The 15,970-nt window shown below is 51.9% G+C and carries 11 protein-coding genes; 3 read left to right on the top strand and 8 right to left on the bottom strand.

All coding sequences use genetic code 11. The features are described 5' to 3' along the window. Positions 1-837 precede the first annotated feature (837 nt). Positions 838-1,533: an alpha/beta fold hydrolase gene (locus tag AC2FLP_RS21480; RefSeq protein ID WP_496686348.1), complete on the bottom strand. Its 696-nt coding sequence runs from the start codon at positions 1,531-1,533 to the stop codon at positions 838-840. A 228-nt stretch (positions 1,534-1,761) separates the two neighbouring features. Between AC2FLP_RS21480 and AC2FLP_RS21475 the strand changes: the two genes are divergently transcribed. Together AC2FLP_RS21475 and AC2FLP_RS21470 are read left to right on the top strand one after the other, a co-directional pair. Further along, a complete protein-coding gene (locus tag AC2FLP_RS21475) occupies positions 1,762-3,387 on the top strand; it encodes a L,D-transpeptidase family protein (protein ID WP_496686350.1) in 1,626 nt (541 codons plus the stop codon). Positions 3,388-3,499: 112 nt separating this feature from the next. Then, entirely contained in the window at positions 3,500-6,244 is a 2,745-nt protein-coding gene (locus AC2FLP_RS21470) for an AsmA family protein (protein ID WP_496686352.1), read from the top strand. A gap of 11 nt (positions 6,245-6,255) precedes the next feature. Here AC2FLP_RS21470 and AC2FLP_RS21465 read toward each other — a convergent pair whose 3' ends face one another. From AC2FLP_RS21465 to AC2FLP_RS21435, 7 genes are all read right to left on the bottom strand, one after another. Then, positions 6,256-6,756 (bottom strand): hypothetical protein, encoded by a 501-nt coding sequence (locus AC2FLP_RS21465; RefSeq protein WP_282121339.1) that lies wholly within the window; start codon positions 6,754-6,756, stop codon positions 6,256-6,258. Positions 6,757-6,880: 124 nt separating this feature from the next. Beyond that, the gene (locus AC2FLP_RS21460) at positions 6,881-8,494 is read right to left on the bottom strand and encodes a mechanosensitive ion channel family protein (protein WP_233493446.1); all 1,614 of its coding nucleotides are present in this window, start codon (positions 8,492-8,494) and stop codon (positions 6,881-6,883) included. Then, positions 8,491-9,813, bottom strand: a complete 1,323-nt coding sequence (locus AC2FLP_RS21455; protein WP_496686356.1) for a mechanosensitive ion channel family protein — start codon at positions 9,811-9,813, stop codon at positions 8,491-8,493. Before AC2FLP_RS21455 ends, AC2FLP_RS21460 begins: the two co-directional genes overlap by 4 nt. Before the next feature lie 151 nt (positions 9,814-9,964). After that, a complete protein-coding gene (locus AC2FLP_RS21450) occupies positions 9,965-11,242 on the bottom strand; it encodes a carbohydrate porin (RefSeq protein ID WP_496686358.1) in 1,278 nt (425 codons plus the stop codon). A gap of 8 nt (positions 11,243-11,250) precedes the next feature. Beyond that, complete coding sequence (locus tag AC2FLP_RS21445; RefSeq protein ID WP_299640498.1) at positions 11,251-11,652, bottom strand: hypothetical protein; 402 nt, start codon at positions 11,650-11,652, stop codon at positions 11,251-11,253. Positions 11,653-11,723: 71 nt separating this feature from the next. Then, positions 11,724-13,115, bottom strand: a complete 1,392-nt coding sequence (locus AC2FLP_RS21440; protein WP_496686360.1) for a metal-dependent hydrolase family protein — start codon at positions 13,113-13,115, stop codon at positions 11,724-11,726. Between the two features lie 62 nt (positions 13,116-13,177). Next, positions 13,178-14,569 (bottom strand): metal-dependent hydrolase family protein, encoded by a 1,392-nt coding sequence (locus AC2FLP_RS21435; RefSeq protein WP_282022546.1) that lies wholly within the window; start codon positions 14,567-14,569, stop codon positions 13,178-13,180. A 180-nt stretch (positions 14,570-14,749) separates the two neighbouring features. On the opposite strand from AC2FLP_RS21435, the gene AC2FLP_RS21430 reads away from it, so the two are divergent. Further along, positions 14,750-15,775 (top strand): helix-turn-helix domain-containing protein, encoded by a 1,026-nt coding sequence (locus AC2FLP_RS21430; protein WP_496686363.1) that lies wholly within the window; start codon positions 14,750-14,752, stop codon positions 15,773-15,775. The last annotated feature ends 195 nt before the right edge of the window (positions 15,776-15,970 follow it).

Here is a 15,970-nt window from a genome sequence, read left to right as displayed (position 1 = left end):
TTAACGGCTTCGATGAACCAGAAATCCTCCGTTGCTCAAACCCCAAATCTGTCCGGTAGGCGCTGACGTCAGACACTTTGGGGCTAAAGCGGCAGTCGTCACGCTTCACGAGGCCCACGACCATGGCATGGGAACAACCAAAGTTTGCACCGTGCGAAATTAACGTTGAATTCGAAATTCAGTGGTTGGCTATTGCGCCCAAGGTTTTGGGCCAAAGATGCAAATCTTTAGGCAAAATGCAAAGCTTTGGGCGCACCTACACCTGATGTAGGCGCGCGCATATCGCTGCGCGCCCAACACTGATTACATTCAGAAAATTACGGATTCTACACCCATAACCTTGCGCGAGATTTGCGCATAAGTTTGCATTTTTTGCCCATAAGTTTGCGCGGTGCGTAGAATTCGTTCAATTTATAGTAGTCCTCTCTCAGCTCAATCGACTTTAGACGCTCATCCACAATCAAGAGTGCACTCTGGTCGAAAAAATTCAACCCTAGTCAGTGGGAAACAGTTCTAAGGCAATTGTGAGAGACTTGTTGGCCAAGATAACGTCGAGCGCCTTGTCTGAGCCGATCTTATTTTCCTAGCTAGTATCGCATACTCATTATCGAGCATCCGAAAGTGACGGCGCCGAGATCGGTTGCCTGCCATTGAAGCTGAAGCTTCGGTTTGAGATCAATGCCAACTGATCAGTCGAGACGCGGATTCACTTGCGGCGCTGCGACGCATCTCGCCCGAAGCGCTGGTTGAGGTAGGACAATCGGGATGGAAGCAATAACTATTCCTACGCGGGCGATTTCGCTGTCCGCGCGCTCGTGCAGGATCCGGCGGCCAAATTCAAATCGCAGACATTAGCATTCGGGCCAAGTCGTCAGGCCTATCGATCATCACGTAGTGCCCGAATGGCACCGAAATCGCCGTCCACCCCGACTGATACTGGTATCGCTCAAAAAACGGTTGGCCAAGCCCAGGGACCCAGCCGGTGGCATAGATGTAGGTCCGCTTTACCACCTCGGCTCCGCCGCTCACCAGTTGCATCGGTTGCTCAAATGTCTTGAGTGGTTGCGCGACATTTCGGCGGTCCACCCACGCACAGTCTGCTCCATTCACCGAAAAAGCCTCCGCTGGGCCCGGCGCGACTTTACCATCGGCGGCACTATCACGAAGCCCTGCCGCGATATCCGCAGGCAAAACATCCAAGGCCGCCTGCCCATCGCCCGGTACGAGCGCATCGAGGTACACAAGTGAGCGAATGTGGTCGGGCGCTCTATCCGCCACTCCGGTGACAACCATGCCGCCATAGCTATGACCGCACAAAACAATGTCAGAGAGTTCTTCGCACGTGATTACCCCAAGGACATCCTCGATATGCATGGCCAGATCGGTTTCGTCACTAACGAGGTGAGCACGTTCACCCAACCCTGTCAGTGTCGGGGTGAAAACGTCGTGGCCGTCCCTGCGCAGAAGGGCGGCTACGCGAGCCCAACACCATCCCCCTTGCCACGCTCCGTGGACCAATACAAATGTCGCCATAACCCGCCCAACTCCGTCGATACTGCAATGACAGTAGATTCAACAGGGCCGCCTCGTCCACAGGATCGTTTGGACGTTCAGCGTCAATCCCCTGCATATACACACAGCACTCGAACCCTCCAATCAAATGGCCATACTAAAATCATAAATTACGATTTGATTATACATTATGTATGAGTATCCTCCCACATAGAGACAGCATATAGCGCGAAGCCGCAGGAGGTATTGGTGGGTCACGTTAAGTCGTTAGTCGCGATTTCGCTAACTGCATTGGTAACAATATTCCCCAACCCAAGTGTCGCAAACGAGATATCAGAGCAGATTGCTTCTCTACTCGGTGCCAAGTTGGACGTGAGTAGCACGCTACCTGACAGAAAGAGCTTGGATGCTGAAATCCTAGTGCCGCGTTTCTACGAAGAGAGGGGCTTCACTCCTGCGTGGACACGCGATGCATTGGCAGACGAACTCTTGGAGGAGTTGGATGGCGCTATAGAACAGGGCTTCAGACCGGAAGATTTTGACTTAGCGGAGCTTCAAGCCGCATTTAAGGCCGCCCAAACTGGCGATGTTTCTAATCAAGCATTGTTCGATATTCTGGCAACGGACGCTGCGGTGAAACTGGTTCATCATTTGGTGTTTGGGAAAGTCGACCCAAATGCACTGGACGACGATTGGAACTTCTCAAAACCGGTAATTCAACAAGACCCAGCCGTTGTCCTAAATCAGTTTCTTCAAGGTGAAGGTTTTAGCGCGTTAATCGAGCGCATCGATATCGACAATGCGCAGTATATGATGCTTGTCGAAGCACTGAGTAAGTATAGGGCCATTGCTTTACAGGGCGGTTGGACCAATGTTCCGGATGAAACCGTTCTTAAACCAGAGATGGTGGACCCTGCTGTCGCTAAGCTGCGCGAAAGGCTGGCGGCAGAAGGCTTCATTGAAACAAGCGGTTCTTCTGAAGATGGTGAAAACGGCATAAACACAGCTTGGGTTTACGACGATAACTTGGTGAAATTAGTCAAATCTTTTCAGAGTCGGCATGGATTAGAAGCCGATGGGGTCATTGGCGGTAAGACGTTCGCATCGCTAAACAAACCGGTGGAAGATCGAATTAACAAGCTGCGTCTCAGCTTGGAACGTGGCCGCTGGCTTATGCGGGAAGTCGACGACGAATTCGTGCTGGTGAACATTGCAGGAGCCCGCACATATTTGGTCACATCGGATGGCACGCTTTGGACCACTAGATCAATCACAGGGTCAGCCTATCGAAAGACCCCAGTGTTCCGAGACGAAATCAAGTATATGGAATTCAATCCCACCTGGACCGTTCCCGCCTCGATTTTTCGAAAAGACAAACTTTCGCGCATCCGCAAGGATCCAGCCTATCTGACACGCAACAACTATGTCGTTCGGAACAAGGATGGACAGACAATCCCCGCAAACGCTGTAAACTGGGGGGCGAAGAACCCCGGCGTGACCCTGGTTCAGCAACCGGGCCCAGACAATGCGCTGGGTTTGGTTAAGTTCATGTTTCCAAACAAATATGCTGTATACTTGCACGACACAAACGACAAAACCCTTTTTGACCGAAACGAGAGAAATCTCAGTTCCGGCTGCGTTCGCCTTGAGTATCCGTTCGAGTTCGCGAGCCTTCTGATGGAGGGAGAGCCAGATTGGAGCCGAAAGAAGATGCAGTCTATTTTGGATAGCGGAAAGACGACGCGCGTTGATCTACCTGAGCCAATGCCAGTTCTTTTGACATACTGGACAGCGTGGGTCGAAGACGGGGTCGTTCATTTCCGCGAGGACCCATACGAACGGGATGCCCGTATCCTGGCGGCTTTGGACCGATGAGCACGAAATGCGCGGCGCGCGCGAACCGAATTATGTGCCCATCTAGTCCAGCAGATTGGCGAACGCCGAATTGAACATAGAAAAAACGGCGTAGGCGACGACAGGGGGATGCATGAGGACTTGGCTGTTTAGAACAATTGGGATTGTCGTACTACTTGTGTTTGCAACAATCACACTTGTTTGGTTGCTACTTGCTGCGCCGCTATTCTCGGAGATGCGACGTGACCTAGTCGAAAAAGTCCTTTCTGAACAAATCGGACAACCGATTGTAGTCAACGACGATGTAAGTGTTGCGCTTGGACGCATTACCCGCATTTACGTCGGTGGTGTGGTTATCCCGAGCCAAACAATGCCGGAAACATCTCTTGCAGAATTGAACCTTCTGGAACTGGAATTGGATGTCGCTGCTTTGGCCAATCGACGTCTGCACTTTGACAACCTCGTCGTTGACGGTCTCCAGGCGAATTTCCTTACAGATGCTGACGGCACTACAAGTTGGCGAAAAGGCCGACCGACGCCAAAACCTGAACCCGAAAACGCCACGGAAGAAGACAATCAAGAGGCTATAACTGAGACAGGCGGGTCCAATGAGGGCGACCCAGAAGGTAGCGGGATCCTCTCATTCCTGAGCGACAAGAATGTAGCTTTCACATCCATTGGGTTGAACATTGATGATCAAACCTCTGGCTTTTCTTTCGTGTTTGACCTCCAGTCTCTCGCTCTGGAACAGGTAGAAGAAGGGCAAAGAACAAAGGTATCGGGGACCGGCTCCGTCAACGGTCAAAGTTTCGAAATCGAGGGAGACTATCCTCATAGTGCACCGTTTACGACGCGCGCCAATTTTGGCGAAATGACGGTGAGCTATGACGGCGAACCATTTTCGGAAAGCGAGGGAGGTGGCTATCGTGCTGTCTTGCAGATGGACACTGGTGAATTCGGTGACTTTCTTGAAGTCATTGGGCTGGAGCGAGTTCTGGAAGGGAATGGCCAGTTACAAGCAGAGCTTGTTTCTCAGGATGCTCTGAAAATCGAGACCTTTACGACCACCGTAAACCTTGAGGACGGACAGCAACTTACAGCAGAAGGATCGATAGAAGACCTCTACACAGCTCGGGGCGTTGATCTGCTATTCGACGCGCGGCTTTATCCTGAGGGGCAGCCGCCGAACGCAGCAAAGAGTTTCCAGGAGCTGAAGTTCACAGCCTTTGAAATGCACATGGTGGGATCCCTTGCGTCTTTCGAGTTCGAGAAGCTTCTGTTCCAAACTAACGCATTTGACCAAGGCCTGGACGTGATCGGGCCAGCCTCTATTGAACGCATTCGCCGCATGCCTGATGGTCGGCTTGCGATGCTGGGCATCGCCTTACAGGCTGGACCCGTCGAGGACCCAATTCTAAAGGCCGACGGCGAAATTCTCGACCTGCTTCAGCTTCAGGACGTGACCTTCGATGGCACACTCAACGGGCCGGCCAAGTTGATTTTGCCAAATATGGATGAAGATTTTGTCAATCAGCTCGGTGGCATAAATGCCGACTTCAGCTTGTCCAATGAAGGAGGGCCTGTTTCGCTCAACAGGTTTAATGCAACCACCTATGGCACAGATCTTTGGGCGCTTGACCTCGCGCTATCGGTCAGCGAATTGAAAGGGCTGTCAGGCCTTGATTTTGACGTGGAACTGGATGTCAGCGACGGAGCTAGTTTTCTGACTGCGCTCAAATTGCAACCTGTCGAGATTGGCGCACTTGCAGTCGATGCAGTGACGTCGAAGCAGGGCGAGGACTTCACCGCCTCAATCGAGTTTGAAGCCGGTTCGTCACACCTTCTGGCCGCTTTGGATGCAAAATTTCCCGAGGGCGCTTCTGTAATTCGCGGAAACGTTGCGAGTAAAAGGCTCGATTTAAACGATCTAAAAAACCTGACCGCTACGCTGGACCAGCTTAAAAGCTTGGTAGGCGACGCTTCAAAAGATCCTGAAACCGACGTACAGCCCTTGGTTCTACCGAAGGAAACCAACGTACAGCCCCTGGTTTTACCAAAGGAGAAAGGAAAGCCAGCCGATCTTCTGGATGTGCAGCGCGTACTGAGAGAGGCTGACGTCGAGGTACAGATCGACTTTAAGGAGATTGTTGGCCAACAAGGCGTAACTTCTGTTTCCAGCCAATTGTCTGCAAAAGAAGGGACCGTAGATTTTGGCCCGCTCCAGATGGCTTATGGCGGTGGAAACTTCAGCCTACGGGCAGTGATGGATCTGATTGACTCACCTGATTGGCTCTCCTTGTCGGGGTCAACCTCAGGATGGGAATTCGGAGAGATTCTCGATGAACTGGGTATCGGGATAGATGCATATGGGCGATTGAGTGGTGAGTTCAACGTTTCAGGCAATACCGCGTCTGGCAAAGCGTTTGTGAATTCCATGCGCGGCACTGCTTCTTTATCGATGTCACAAGGCTATGTCAGCACCAGCCTTCTGGAGTTGGCAGGGCTTGGTATTTTCCCATGGCTGTTTTCAGAGGAACTCCGTCAAGGTTACACGGACATAACATGCGTTGTGGCACCAATTAGCATCGAAGCCGGCCGGGTAAGCTCAGACTCCATCGTGGTTGAAACGGGTTCTGTTCAATTGGTGGCCAAGGGCCAAGTGGATTGGGTCAAAGATACTATTGCGATCAGGGCAGAACCTCGTCGAGTTGGCAAACCGTTATCCCGTAGCGCGTGGCCGTTTGATGTGACTGGCCAACTTTCGTCACCGAAATTCAAGTTGGATGTGGGTGGATCCAGAAACAAGGCTCCGGAAGGTGCGGATGCGATGCCAGCAGACAGGCAACCGTGCGTGCCAGACATGAATCAGCTTCAATAGTCGGTCACGACCTAGTTCTTGAGTGGTTCAGGCTGTTCTGCCTGACATGCCAAAACGGCCTCGATGGCTTTCGAAGACCCACTCAGATCAAGTTCTACTTCGGTTCCACTTTCACCAATTATCGTGACGCTTTGGCGCTTGCCGAATTCGGTTACAAACGCGGGGTTGTCGAAAAAGGCGTAACCCCCGGGGACGCCATTTTTAAAAACACCTACGGCTTCGCCTTCAAACTTTGCGTCACCGAAATCGAAGTTCACGATACCGGTTGATCCGTCCTCAATCTGAACCCAAGCCGGATTGTAGGCGGCAAAGAAACCGCCAGCCTGATTGGGTGCGACACCAATTTCAACTGTCATGTCGTCTTCGAAGGGCTTCCACGCGAGGCAGCCGTTTCCTTTCTCGAGGTCGATCAAAATTGTCCAGTCGCCAGACTCACCCCACCGCTCCATACCAGCGGCAAGAGCGCCACTCGCGAGAAGCGTTACCATTGCAGTAAATGCCCAATTGATCATCTGGAACCTCAAAACGTCCTGAAAACTATTTCATTAATCCTACCCATTGCTCTGGATCAATCAAACTAATCCGACAACCTGCAATGGAAGGGTTTAGTGGACCCAGAGTGGACGTGGTATTCTTTTACTCCGCTATATGAGCAAGCTTTCCATCCCATTCTTCGGTGGGAATCTTAGGACTTGGCGGGTCGGCCATGTAGGACGGTGTCATAATTTGCGTACCGTTCTCGTTGAACACTTCCACGATGTTTTGGTGTAGATCAGACAGAATCTTAGGCAAACTCGATCCTCGAGATGTGTATGCGTTAATTTCGTAATTGATGGCATAGTCAGCCAACTGTGTCCAAAGTACAAAAGGCTCCGGGTTTTTCTTCAAACCCTGTGTGCGATGAGCCGCCTCTATCAACATTGCCGTGATTTTTTTTGGCGGCTCCTCGTACCCGATCCCGACCGTTGTGTGAACGAGAAGGCCTCGACCATCGACTTTGCGCGAATAATTCACGACTTCTGAGTTCAACAACTGAGCGTTTGGAATACTGATCATTTCGTTTTTGATGGATTTGATAAGTGTTTCCATAAGCTTGATTTCGGTTACGTCCCCTATCTTGTCGCCAACCATTATTCGATCACCAACATTCGTGCTGCGCCGATAGATGACAAACAGACCCGCCATCATGTTCGATACAACTGTGTTAGATCCCAACGAGACCATGATACCGGCAAGAATTGTCAGGCCTTGAAACGCCCGGGAACCTGAGCCCGGAATGTATGGGTAGGCGAACACCAGTGCGATCACGATGATCAAAGCCCTGAACAGCATGTTCGTTGGCGCGATCCAGTGCGCCTCGAAATCTTTGATTTCGAATGCACCGTTCTCCAGGTTGTCAAAGAACAGATCGAGGCCGCGGATCGCAAATCGACATAAGGCTGCAATAATCACCAGCATGATCAGGTTTGGGATGTACCCAACGACAGCCAGCACAACATTTATCAATGGCTCACTAACGTACTTTAGAAGAACTTGAGCGATGGCCTGGGTTTCCGCGAAAGACAGCAAAACCAAGGACAGGTAGTAATAGAGAAAAAACAGAAACAGCACCCACATCAAAGCATGAATTGAATAAACGATGATAGACGCGATTGCCCTGCTTCGTAGGATTGACTTTGTAGCTTCCTCGACGCTTTCCGCTCTCTTTTCCAAGTTGTTTCTGACGTAGCCCAGAAACTTCTTCCGTTTGGCAAAGAAGAAGTATGACACTAGTGCAAACAGCGCCGTCCAAGCGACAGCGGCCAAGGCGCTGTCAACGCGGCCTTCGCTGGATCGCGCTTCCCGGTACTTTAAAATGGCATTTTCGATGGCCTCTGCTTGCAGCCCGGCCAGAACTTCAATGTCCATCTGTTCGTGGTCGGCGTCAGCCTGAGTGGTAATAGTGACCATATGGCCGTCGACGCGTACGAGTTGTCCAAATTCAGCCCGGGAGATTTGGATGTCGACCGTTTTGCTCTCTGATCTATCCGCGACTTGAGCAATTCTTTCTTCAATCTTTGCGGCCCTGTCCGTTGCGGGCAATGCGCTGGATCCGCGGACGACAAAAAGCTCATCCCCATCGACAATAACCGGTGCTATGAATTCGGGATCTTCTCGCTCTTGCTGCGGCAGCAGTATTTCTTCTGACTGGGCCGAGGCTACACTGCAAAGAAGCAGAAAGGACATCATCCATATTACTAATGCTCTCATGTCTTTGCTCCTTCCACTGGAATCAGGTGAACATCGCGCTGCGGGAACGGTATTGATATTCCCTCTTGGTCAAACCGCTCCTTGGCTTGTCCTGTGAGGTCCCAATAGACAGTCCAATAGTCGTCAGACTTGGACCACGGTCGACAAAAGATATTGACTGAATTGTCGCCAAGTTCACCAACAAATATTTCTGGATCAGGCGATTTCAGGCATAGTTCATGTTTTGCGACCAATTCCTTCAGAACATCGATTGCGTGAGCAGCGTTGTCTGAATACGCGATCCCAAAAACCAGATCGACGCGACGCTCATCAGATGCGCTGACATTTGTGATTACGTCACCCCAGATCTTACTATTCGGCACAATGATGATCTGGTTGTCGAAGGTTCGGATTTTTGTCGAAACGACCGACATCTCGTCAACAAAACCAGATGACCCGCCAACCTGAATATAGTCTCCGGTATCGAATGGCTTCAAAACCATGATCATCAGACCGCTGGCGAGATTGCCTAACGTTTCCTGAAGCGCAAAGCCAAGAATGAAAGACAAACCACCAAATATTGCAAACAAAGGAGTGACGTTCACACCAAACAAGGCAAGTACAACCAGAATGCCGAGAATAAAGACCGCCCAAAACACTGCGGTCGCAATGAATTTCTTAAGCATCCGTGATATTGTTGGTATCTTTTCAAGACCGCGCTCAGTTAAACGACGCACCATTTTGGCTACAAACATCATAACCCAAACAGCAGCCAAAACACCCAACCCAGCCAATAGAAGACCAGCGCCTCCCTCCCAGGAAACCAACCATTGGAGAGCGTTGTGAAATAAAGTCTGTAAATCCGTTGTTTTAAGCACGCCAGTTTTGAGCGCTAAAAGATAATCGGCATGCGGTTTCAGGTCTTCTTCGGCGGCACCCTTTAGGGCCCATTCGTTCAAGACCAGAGTGTAATTATCCAAAATTACAGTGCCAGTGTCGTTTATCAAAGAAAGCTGTGATCTCAGGTCATCTTCTTGCGCTTCGTTTCCGGCCTGAAGGCTAAGATTGATACGGGCAATTTCTTCAAGTTGGTTGCGAACATGGTCTTGCCAGGCAACAGCAATTTCTGAAAGCTCATCAGTCGTCAGCGGAACAAGCAGTATCTCCAGGTCACCGGCAGAAATTGATTTGTCGGCAACCTGAGTTAAGAGATCTTCTTGCTGTACCTCAGCAGGTTCCTGTTCACTCGCCGCGTTCTGTGCATACGCTGGAACAGCGTTTGACGTCGAAACCGCCGCAACAAAGAGCAAAATAACCAAACCGTAGATGTATCGCGCCATGACACTAAAGCTCCCACATAAAGACTGAAGAGATCATAAGGAGACCGAAAAGGTCTGCCATCAAAAATAGTTGGGGGCGACCCACTCACTTGCCGCCCCCGCCCGTTCCGGCCAAAATGAAGCCCGAACGGAAACTGCTACCCGGCATTCATCAAAGATTGACCCTCAGTCTCAGTCCCAAGACCAGCGGGTCGTTCGAGTTTGATCCGGGATTTTTCAGGTATTGCACGTCTGCCGTCAGTGCCAGATTGTCGGCCAAGTCCAAACGGTAGAAAGCTTCAAGTGTCGTTTGATTGGGCAATCCTGATGTCGTCAGGTCGGCAACAGTGGCCGCTATGCCAAGGAGATCATCATAGGGGCCAGGTCGCCACATCAAGCCTGCGTTGACTGCACGCTTGGCCAACGCACCGCCGCCATTGGACCATCCCAGCCGTCCGAAGATCATCAGTTGGTTGTCGAATGTATGGTTGGCAGAAAGTGTGGCTCCATATGTTTCCGGTACGCCAACTTGTTGGCGCGCATCCGTGTGAAACATCCCCAGATGAACGTTTGTAAGAAATCGTTTTGATTTTTCGGGCGTCCAGCCGATCTCGGCGTATTTGTAGAATTCGCTACCCCCGGAAAACCACTCAATGTCTGTGAGAGACCCATTGGCATCGCTGACCACCCCTAACGCATAAATTTGATCCGTCAGGTAGCCGCCGACCGTGACACCAAAACCGGGATCGGGGATTGGCAGCACCGGGCTAAACAGGATTGAATAGTTCGAAAAGGTCGTCCTTGGGTTCACGTAACCCAGAATGTCAGAGTAGTCGCCCGGATCGATCCGACCCGCCACCACTCCTCCTCGTCCGTTTGCGAAGGCTTGTTGCCAGTAAGCTACCGACAAGGTCGTGTTCGTGTCTCCAAACGTGACCGCAGTTGCCCCTTGATATCCAATTTGCGCAGGCAGTGCTGAGGGTGCAATGGACTGGCCCAACCGGTGTCGGTTCTCCAGAATAAAAACAAGGCTACCCGGGTTTTCACCACCCCGGTTTGCCAATTCCCACGTCCCAACCATCCTGAGCTGACCGGATGCAGATTCGTCCTGCCCGGTCAGGCTGTGAGAACTGCGTTGGTATAGCGCTTGGTAATCAAAGCTGAGCGCCAATCCGGTGTTTTCCCGAAATCGACCCAAAGCGATTTCGGTTGGATCAATGGCACGGTCCAAACCGGGCCAACGCGAATCTTCCAGCCGGCGCAACCTGTCTTGCTCCTGCTGCGCGCTGGCTGATCCCGGACCACCCAACGATACCTGGGCTGCGGCCTCCAGTTTCGCCTGAGCAGAATTTTCCTGGGCATCAGCAGCACCGCCAAATAGTGCAAAGGCGCTCAATAATGCAATGGCAAGGGTCGGTCGTGGTGGAAGATACGATCTCTGGTGCGACAAGCCTCCAATCACTTTACGTCATCCACAGCTTTGATTTCGGGAACACGTTCCAGCGCCACAGCCATGTCGGCGCTGCTCATCAATTCGATCATCTGGTAGTCATCCAACAAGCCGTCGCCGAGGCGGCTGACATAGAAGGCCTGGATAAAGCTTGGATCGTCTGGCAGTGAAACGGTGATGTAGTTCTTCCCGTTTCCAAGTCCCCAGTAATAGCTCAAAAGCTCTCCGCCGAGCGCTTCGATCCCGCCTTTCACCGAGGCTGCGCGATCCCCCGGATTGGCGATCTGCATTTCCCAAGCAGTGCTATTGGACGTGCCAATGAACAAAAACGTACGCATGCTTTCGGCGTCTTCAGCAGCGGCAATTGAACCACAGATCGCCATAAAGACGCCAAGGCTGAGATGTTTCACAGTCTTTCCTTTCAGGGAAGGTTTCTTGGCTGAAGTGTGGGGTTATCAAAGATAGACCACCCCACTTTCCTTTATTCCAGCGTATTCTTGTAGAATTTGCCGTCCTTCATGATGACACGGATGGTGTCGAAACCTTCTTCACGCGGTTCCGCGTCAAACCATTTCGGTTGGGCCCCCAAGACAGAAAGATCTTCCAGCGGGTTGCCATCGACGATCAGGATATCGGCGTAGGCTCCTTCTTGGATCACCCCCAACTGCTCCGGATAAGGATTACGTTGGCCAGTCAGCTGCGCCAGTTCGCCCGCGGTCGACGTAGCGGAGACCAGCATGGCATGATTGCCGAACCAATCAGCAAACTGGTACTTTTCGAAATCGCGATGGGCACGGCCCTGATCGAGCGTTGACAGTACTGTATCAACGTTGTGCACGACCTTGGGTTTGTATTTCTTGACAAGCGCGATGAGATCCTTGCTTTGGTCATGTGCAACCGCAAGCTTGATGCCTGCTGGCGTACCCGGTGCAAAGTTCGGGTGCTCAAACAGGATCGGTGAGAACCCGGCGGTGTTGAGGGACCAGAATATCCCTTCATCAGCCATTCGTTTCACGGTTTCTTCTGTGACCATCTGGCCGTGTTCAATGACCTTGACGCCCGCATCCAGTGCCATTTGGACAGTTTCGTCCGTGTAGGCATGCGTGAAAGCATAAGTGTCAAAAAAAGCCGCAACGTCGACCGCTGCCTTTATTTCTTCCACGCTGTATCCAACGGACCAAAGCGGGTCCAATTCCGAGGAAACTCCGCCGCCGACGGTTAGCTTGATTTGCGTGGCCCCATAGCTGAGGTTCCGGCGCGCGGCCGTTCTGATTTCGTCTACGCCGTCTGCAACGACCGCGAGATTGAGTTCTTCCACCTGTGCGACGGGGCCACCTTCAGCCCGGGCACGAGGGCTGCGCCAGTCCGTGTGACCAGATTGTGGACCGATGCACGCACCGCTCGGGTAAATCCGTGGCCCGACAAGAATATCCTGATCGATCAGCTTTTTCATCGCATCGCCTTGGCCACAGGCATCGCGAACCGTTGTGTACCCATCCATAAGGTAATCACGCGCGTTTGCGACTGCCATCGCGCCGACGCCGTCCCAATTCGCATATTCCGCGCCGCCAAAGCTTGTGAACAGACCGGTTAGGTTCAGGTGGACGTGGCTGTCGATCAGCCCCGGCATCAATGTGCGACCACCTCCATCCACAACCGTCGCGCCAGGGGCGTCGATGGCCTCGGTGGACACTTCTTTGATCAAGTTGCCTTCAACCAAAACGCTGGCGTTCTCGATCCGCGCCTCATTTACTCCGTCAAAGACATGGACGTTGGTGAACAGGGTTTGTGGCAGGGTGTCCTGCGCAAACGCGGCAGTGGCCGTGAAAAAAACCAGGCTCGCGACGGCACCCGTCTTTGTCGAAATATTCATGTCCTTCTCTCCCTTAAAATTTAGTGCGCGGGGTGCCGAGGTAAGTTCACCCCACGCGACACTCAGTCGAGTGTGTTCTTGTAGATCACGCCATCCTTCATGATGATCTTCAGATTGGTGTCGGGATCGGATAGCAGCAGGATGTCCTCCAGCGGGTTCCCGTCGACCAATAGAAGATCGGCGTATGCACCCACTTCGACCACACCCAACGGGCCGTCCTGATAAGGATTGTTCAAACCAGTAAGACGGTTCATGCGTGCGCCGTTTGAAGTTGCGATGCGCAATATGTCGAAAGGTGTGAAATTCGCTTCAAGCAGGTATTTGAACTCGTCGCTCATCTTCTTGTCCTGCTCTAGCGTTTGGTCCCAGTTGTTGATGAGGTCAGTGCCCAGGGTATAGAGGTCGATCATGCCTGGCGTGGTTTGAATTACTTCAATCATGTTGGCCGCGGCATCCCGCACCGTCTTCCACTTCGCAAACGACGCTGGTGTGTAAAATGCTTCGGCCTGCTCGGTGGAGACCGAGTAGACCGGAGCCACGGCGGTCGCAAACATGATCTGTTTTTGAACCATGACCTCGGCCACTTCCGGAGTCAGAAACGGGATGTGTTCGACGGTCTTCGCGCCATTGTCGATACAGTTTCGGATCGCCTGTTCAGTGAACACATGGCAGGTCACATATGTGCCCCACTGTTCGGCGGTTTTGACTGCCATCTGGATTTCATCGGCTTGGTACTGAAGCGAATGCAGGGGGTCGAACTCGGACGTAACACCGCCGCTGACCATAATTTTGATCTGGGTTGCCCCGCGGCGCAGGTTCTCGCGTACGGCCATCCGGATCTGATCCGGCCCATCGGCTATAAAGCTCATTTCACTTTCGACCCAATGTGATGGTCCTTGCCCAGACAGTGTGGGATGCCGGTCGTTCAGTTTACGGAAGTCCGCGTGCCCGGATGTCTGGGTGATGAAGGCTTCAGAGGAGTAAATGCGCGGCCCGGGAAACATGCCGGAATCTATAATGCGAGCGATGGATTTTGCTGGTCCGCCTAGGTCCCGGACAGTGGTGAACCCATTCATCAGGATGCGTTCAGACCGAATTGTCGCGACGCCGCCAAGATGAAAGGGTGTGATATTCTGGCGCAAACCATCGCTGAGAGGGTTGAACACGGTAAGATGCACGTGTTGATCATGCATTCCGGGCATCAGTGTGCGCCCACCGCCCTCGATGATTTGCGCATTGGCAACGACAAGCGGCTCAGTCGAAACCTCGGCGATCAGGTTATCGACGACCAAAACGTTTGCGTTCTCGATCCGCGCCTCGTTCACCCCGTCAAAGACATGAACATTTGTGAAAAGGACCGGGAAACTTTCTTCCTGTGAAGCGGCATGAGTTGGAAATAGATAGCTCGCAGCCAGTACTGCGGGCACAAGTATGCGCATCAGACATCCGTTCATCAGGGCTCCTATCATCAAGAATCGTAAAAGGCGCAATTAGGAGTCATTATAGAATTCGAATAACTTGATGCCTGACAGATTACCGGTTCGAGAAAAATAGTTTTGGGAAATTGCAAGGTTTCATAATTTTATTGTGGGAATTTCCTACACTCGGGAATATTGCGAATTTCTGGAGAAGAGATGACAAGAAGACTTGGTAATAACACGGATCAGTCGCTGCCACTCGTCAGGGCTTCAGTTGCGGGTCCGGTTGTCGCAGCGCTTCGCAGCGTGGGGGTAGAACCCGCGTTTGTTCTTGATCCTCTGGGGTTGAACGAAGCGCAGGTAATGGACCCGAAGAATTTCCTACGCCACGATACCGTCTACCAGATCTATCAGGCCGTGGCAGAAGCCACTTCACCGGATTTTTGCGCACGGGTCGGGCAATCCGTCGATCTTGTCAAATTTCTCCCGCTTGGCGATATGCTGGCAGAAGCCCTTACATTGGGAGACTTTTTTACCAGGTTCACACAAGCGGTTTCCAAAGAATCCAATGCCGTTACGCAATCCCTCTTTGTCGAAGGAGAGCACGCGTATTTCAGTGCCAAAAGGAACTTCCAAATTTCGGTTTCTCCCAGCCAAACCGATGCGTTTCTGACGAGTATTTGGATATCCCTGTTGCACCGTGTCCTGGATTTCAGGTGGGACCCCAACCAGGTCATTCTTCGCGTCAGTGACCCGGATGCGCTGCCCGGTCAGTTTCACGGCGTTCGGGCTATCAAGTGCAATCCTCAAGGTTTTTCGATCAGGTTTCCCTCCAGCTGGTTAAATTACAGATTACGACCAGAGGCACTGGAGAACCCGCCGGACTACAGGGTTATGGATGAGGATCTGGCCGCCCCGCAGGATTTCCTTGCGGGACTGGAAGGCCTGATCAGGGTCCATCTTGCGGATTCAGGATTTGGTGTGGATGAGCTTGCGGACCTTTGCGGTTTTCATCAGGAAACACTGAACAACCGGCTGAAACCTTACGGTCAAACGTCATCCCAAGTGATCGCGCGCATTAAGCAGGAAGAAGCCGAACGCCTGCTAGCAAAAGACAATAAATCCGTTGGCGAGACAGCGCAAAGGCTTGGCTATGCCGACCCAACCGCCTTCTCCAGAGCATTTCGTAAATGGACGGGCGTATCTCCGGCAGCCTACAAGAAATCAAATCGGAAGGACTAGCATTGCTCCTGAACATCGCCATCGGTCTTCTATCTGCATTTTTTCTCTTTGCTTCATCCATTAAGATTTTTGGGTGGCAAAAGAAGGTCTTTGAAATCCAGTTGGGCATGTTCGAAAGCTGTCTGACGTCAGCGCCTACCGGACAGATTTGGGGTTTGAGCAACGGAGGATTTCTGGTTCATCGAAGCCGTTAAG

It is taken from the genome of Ruegeria sp. CDSA141 (assembly GCF_059612005.1).
This window is presented reverse-complemented; position numbering and strand designations above follow the sequence as displayed.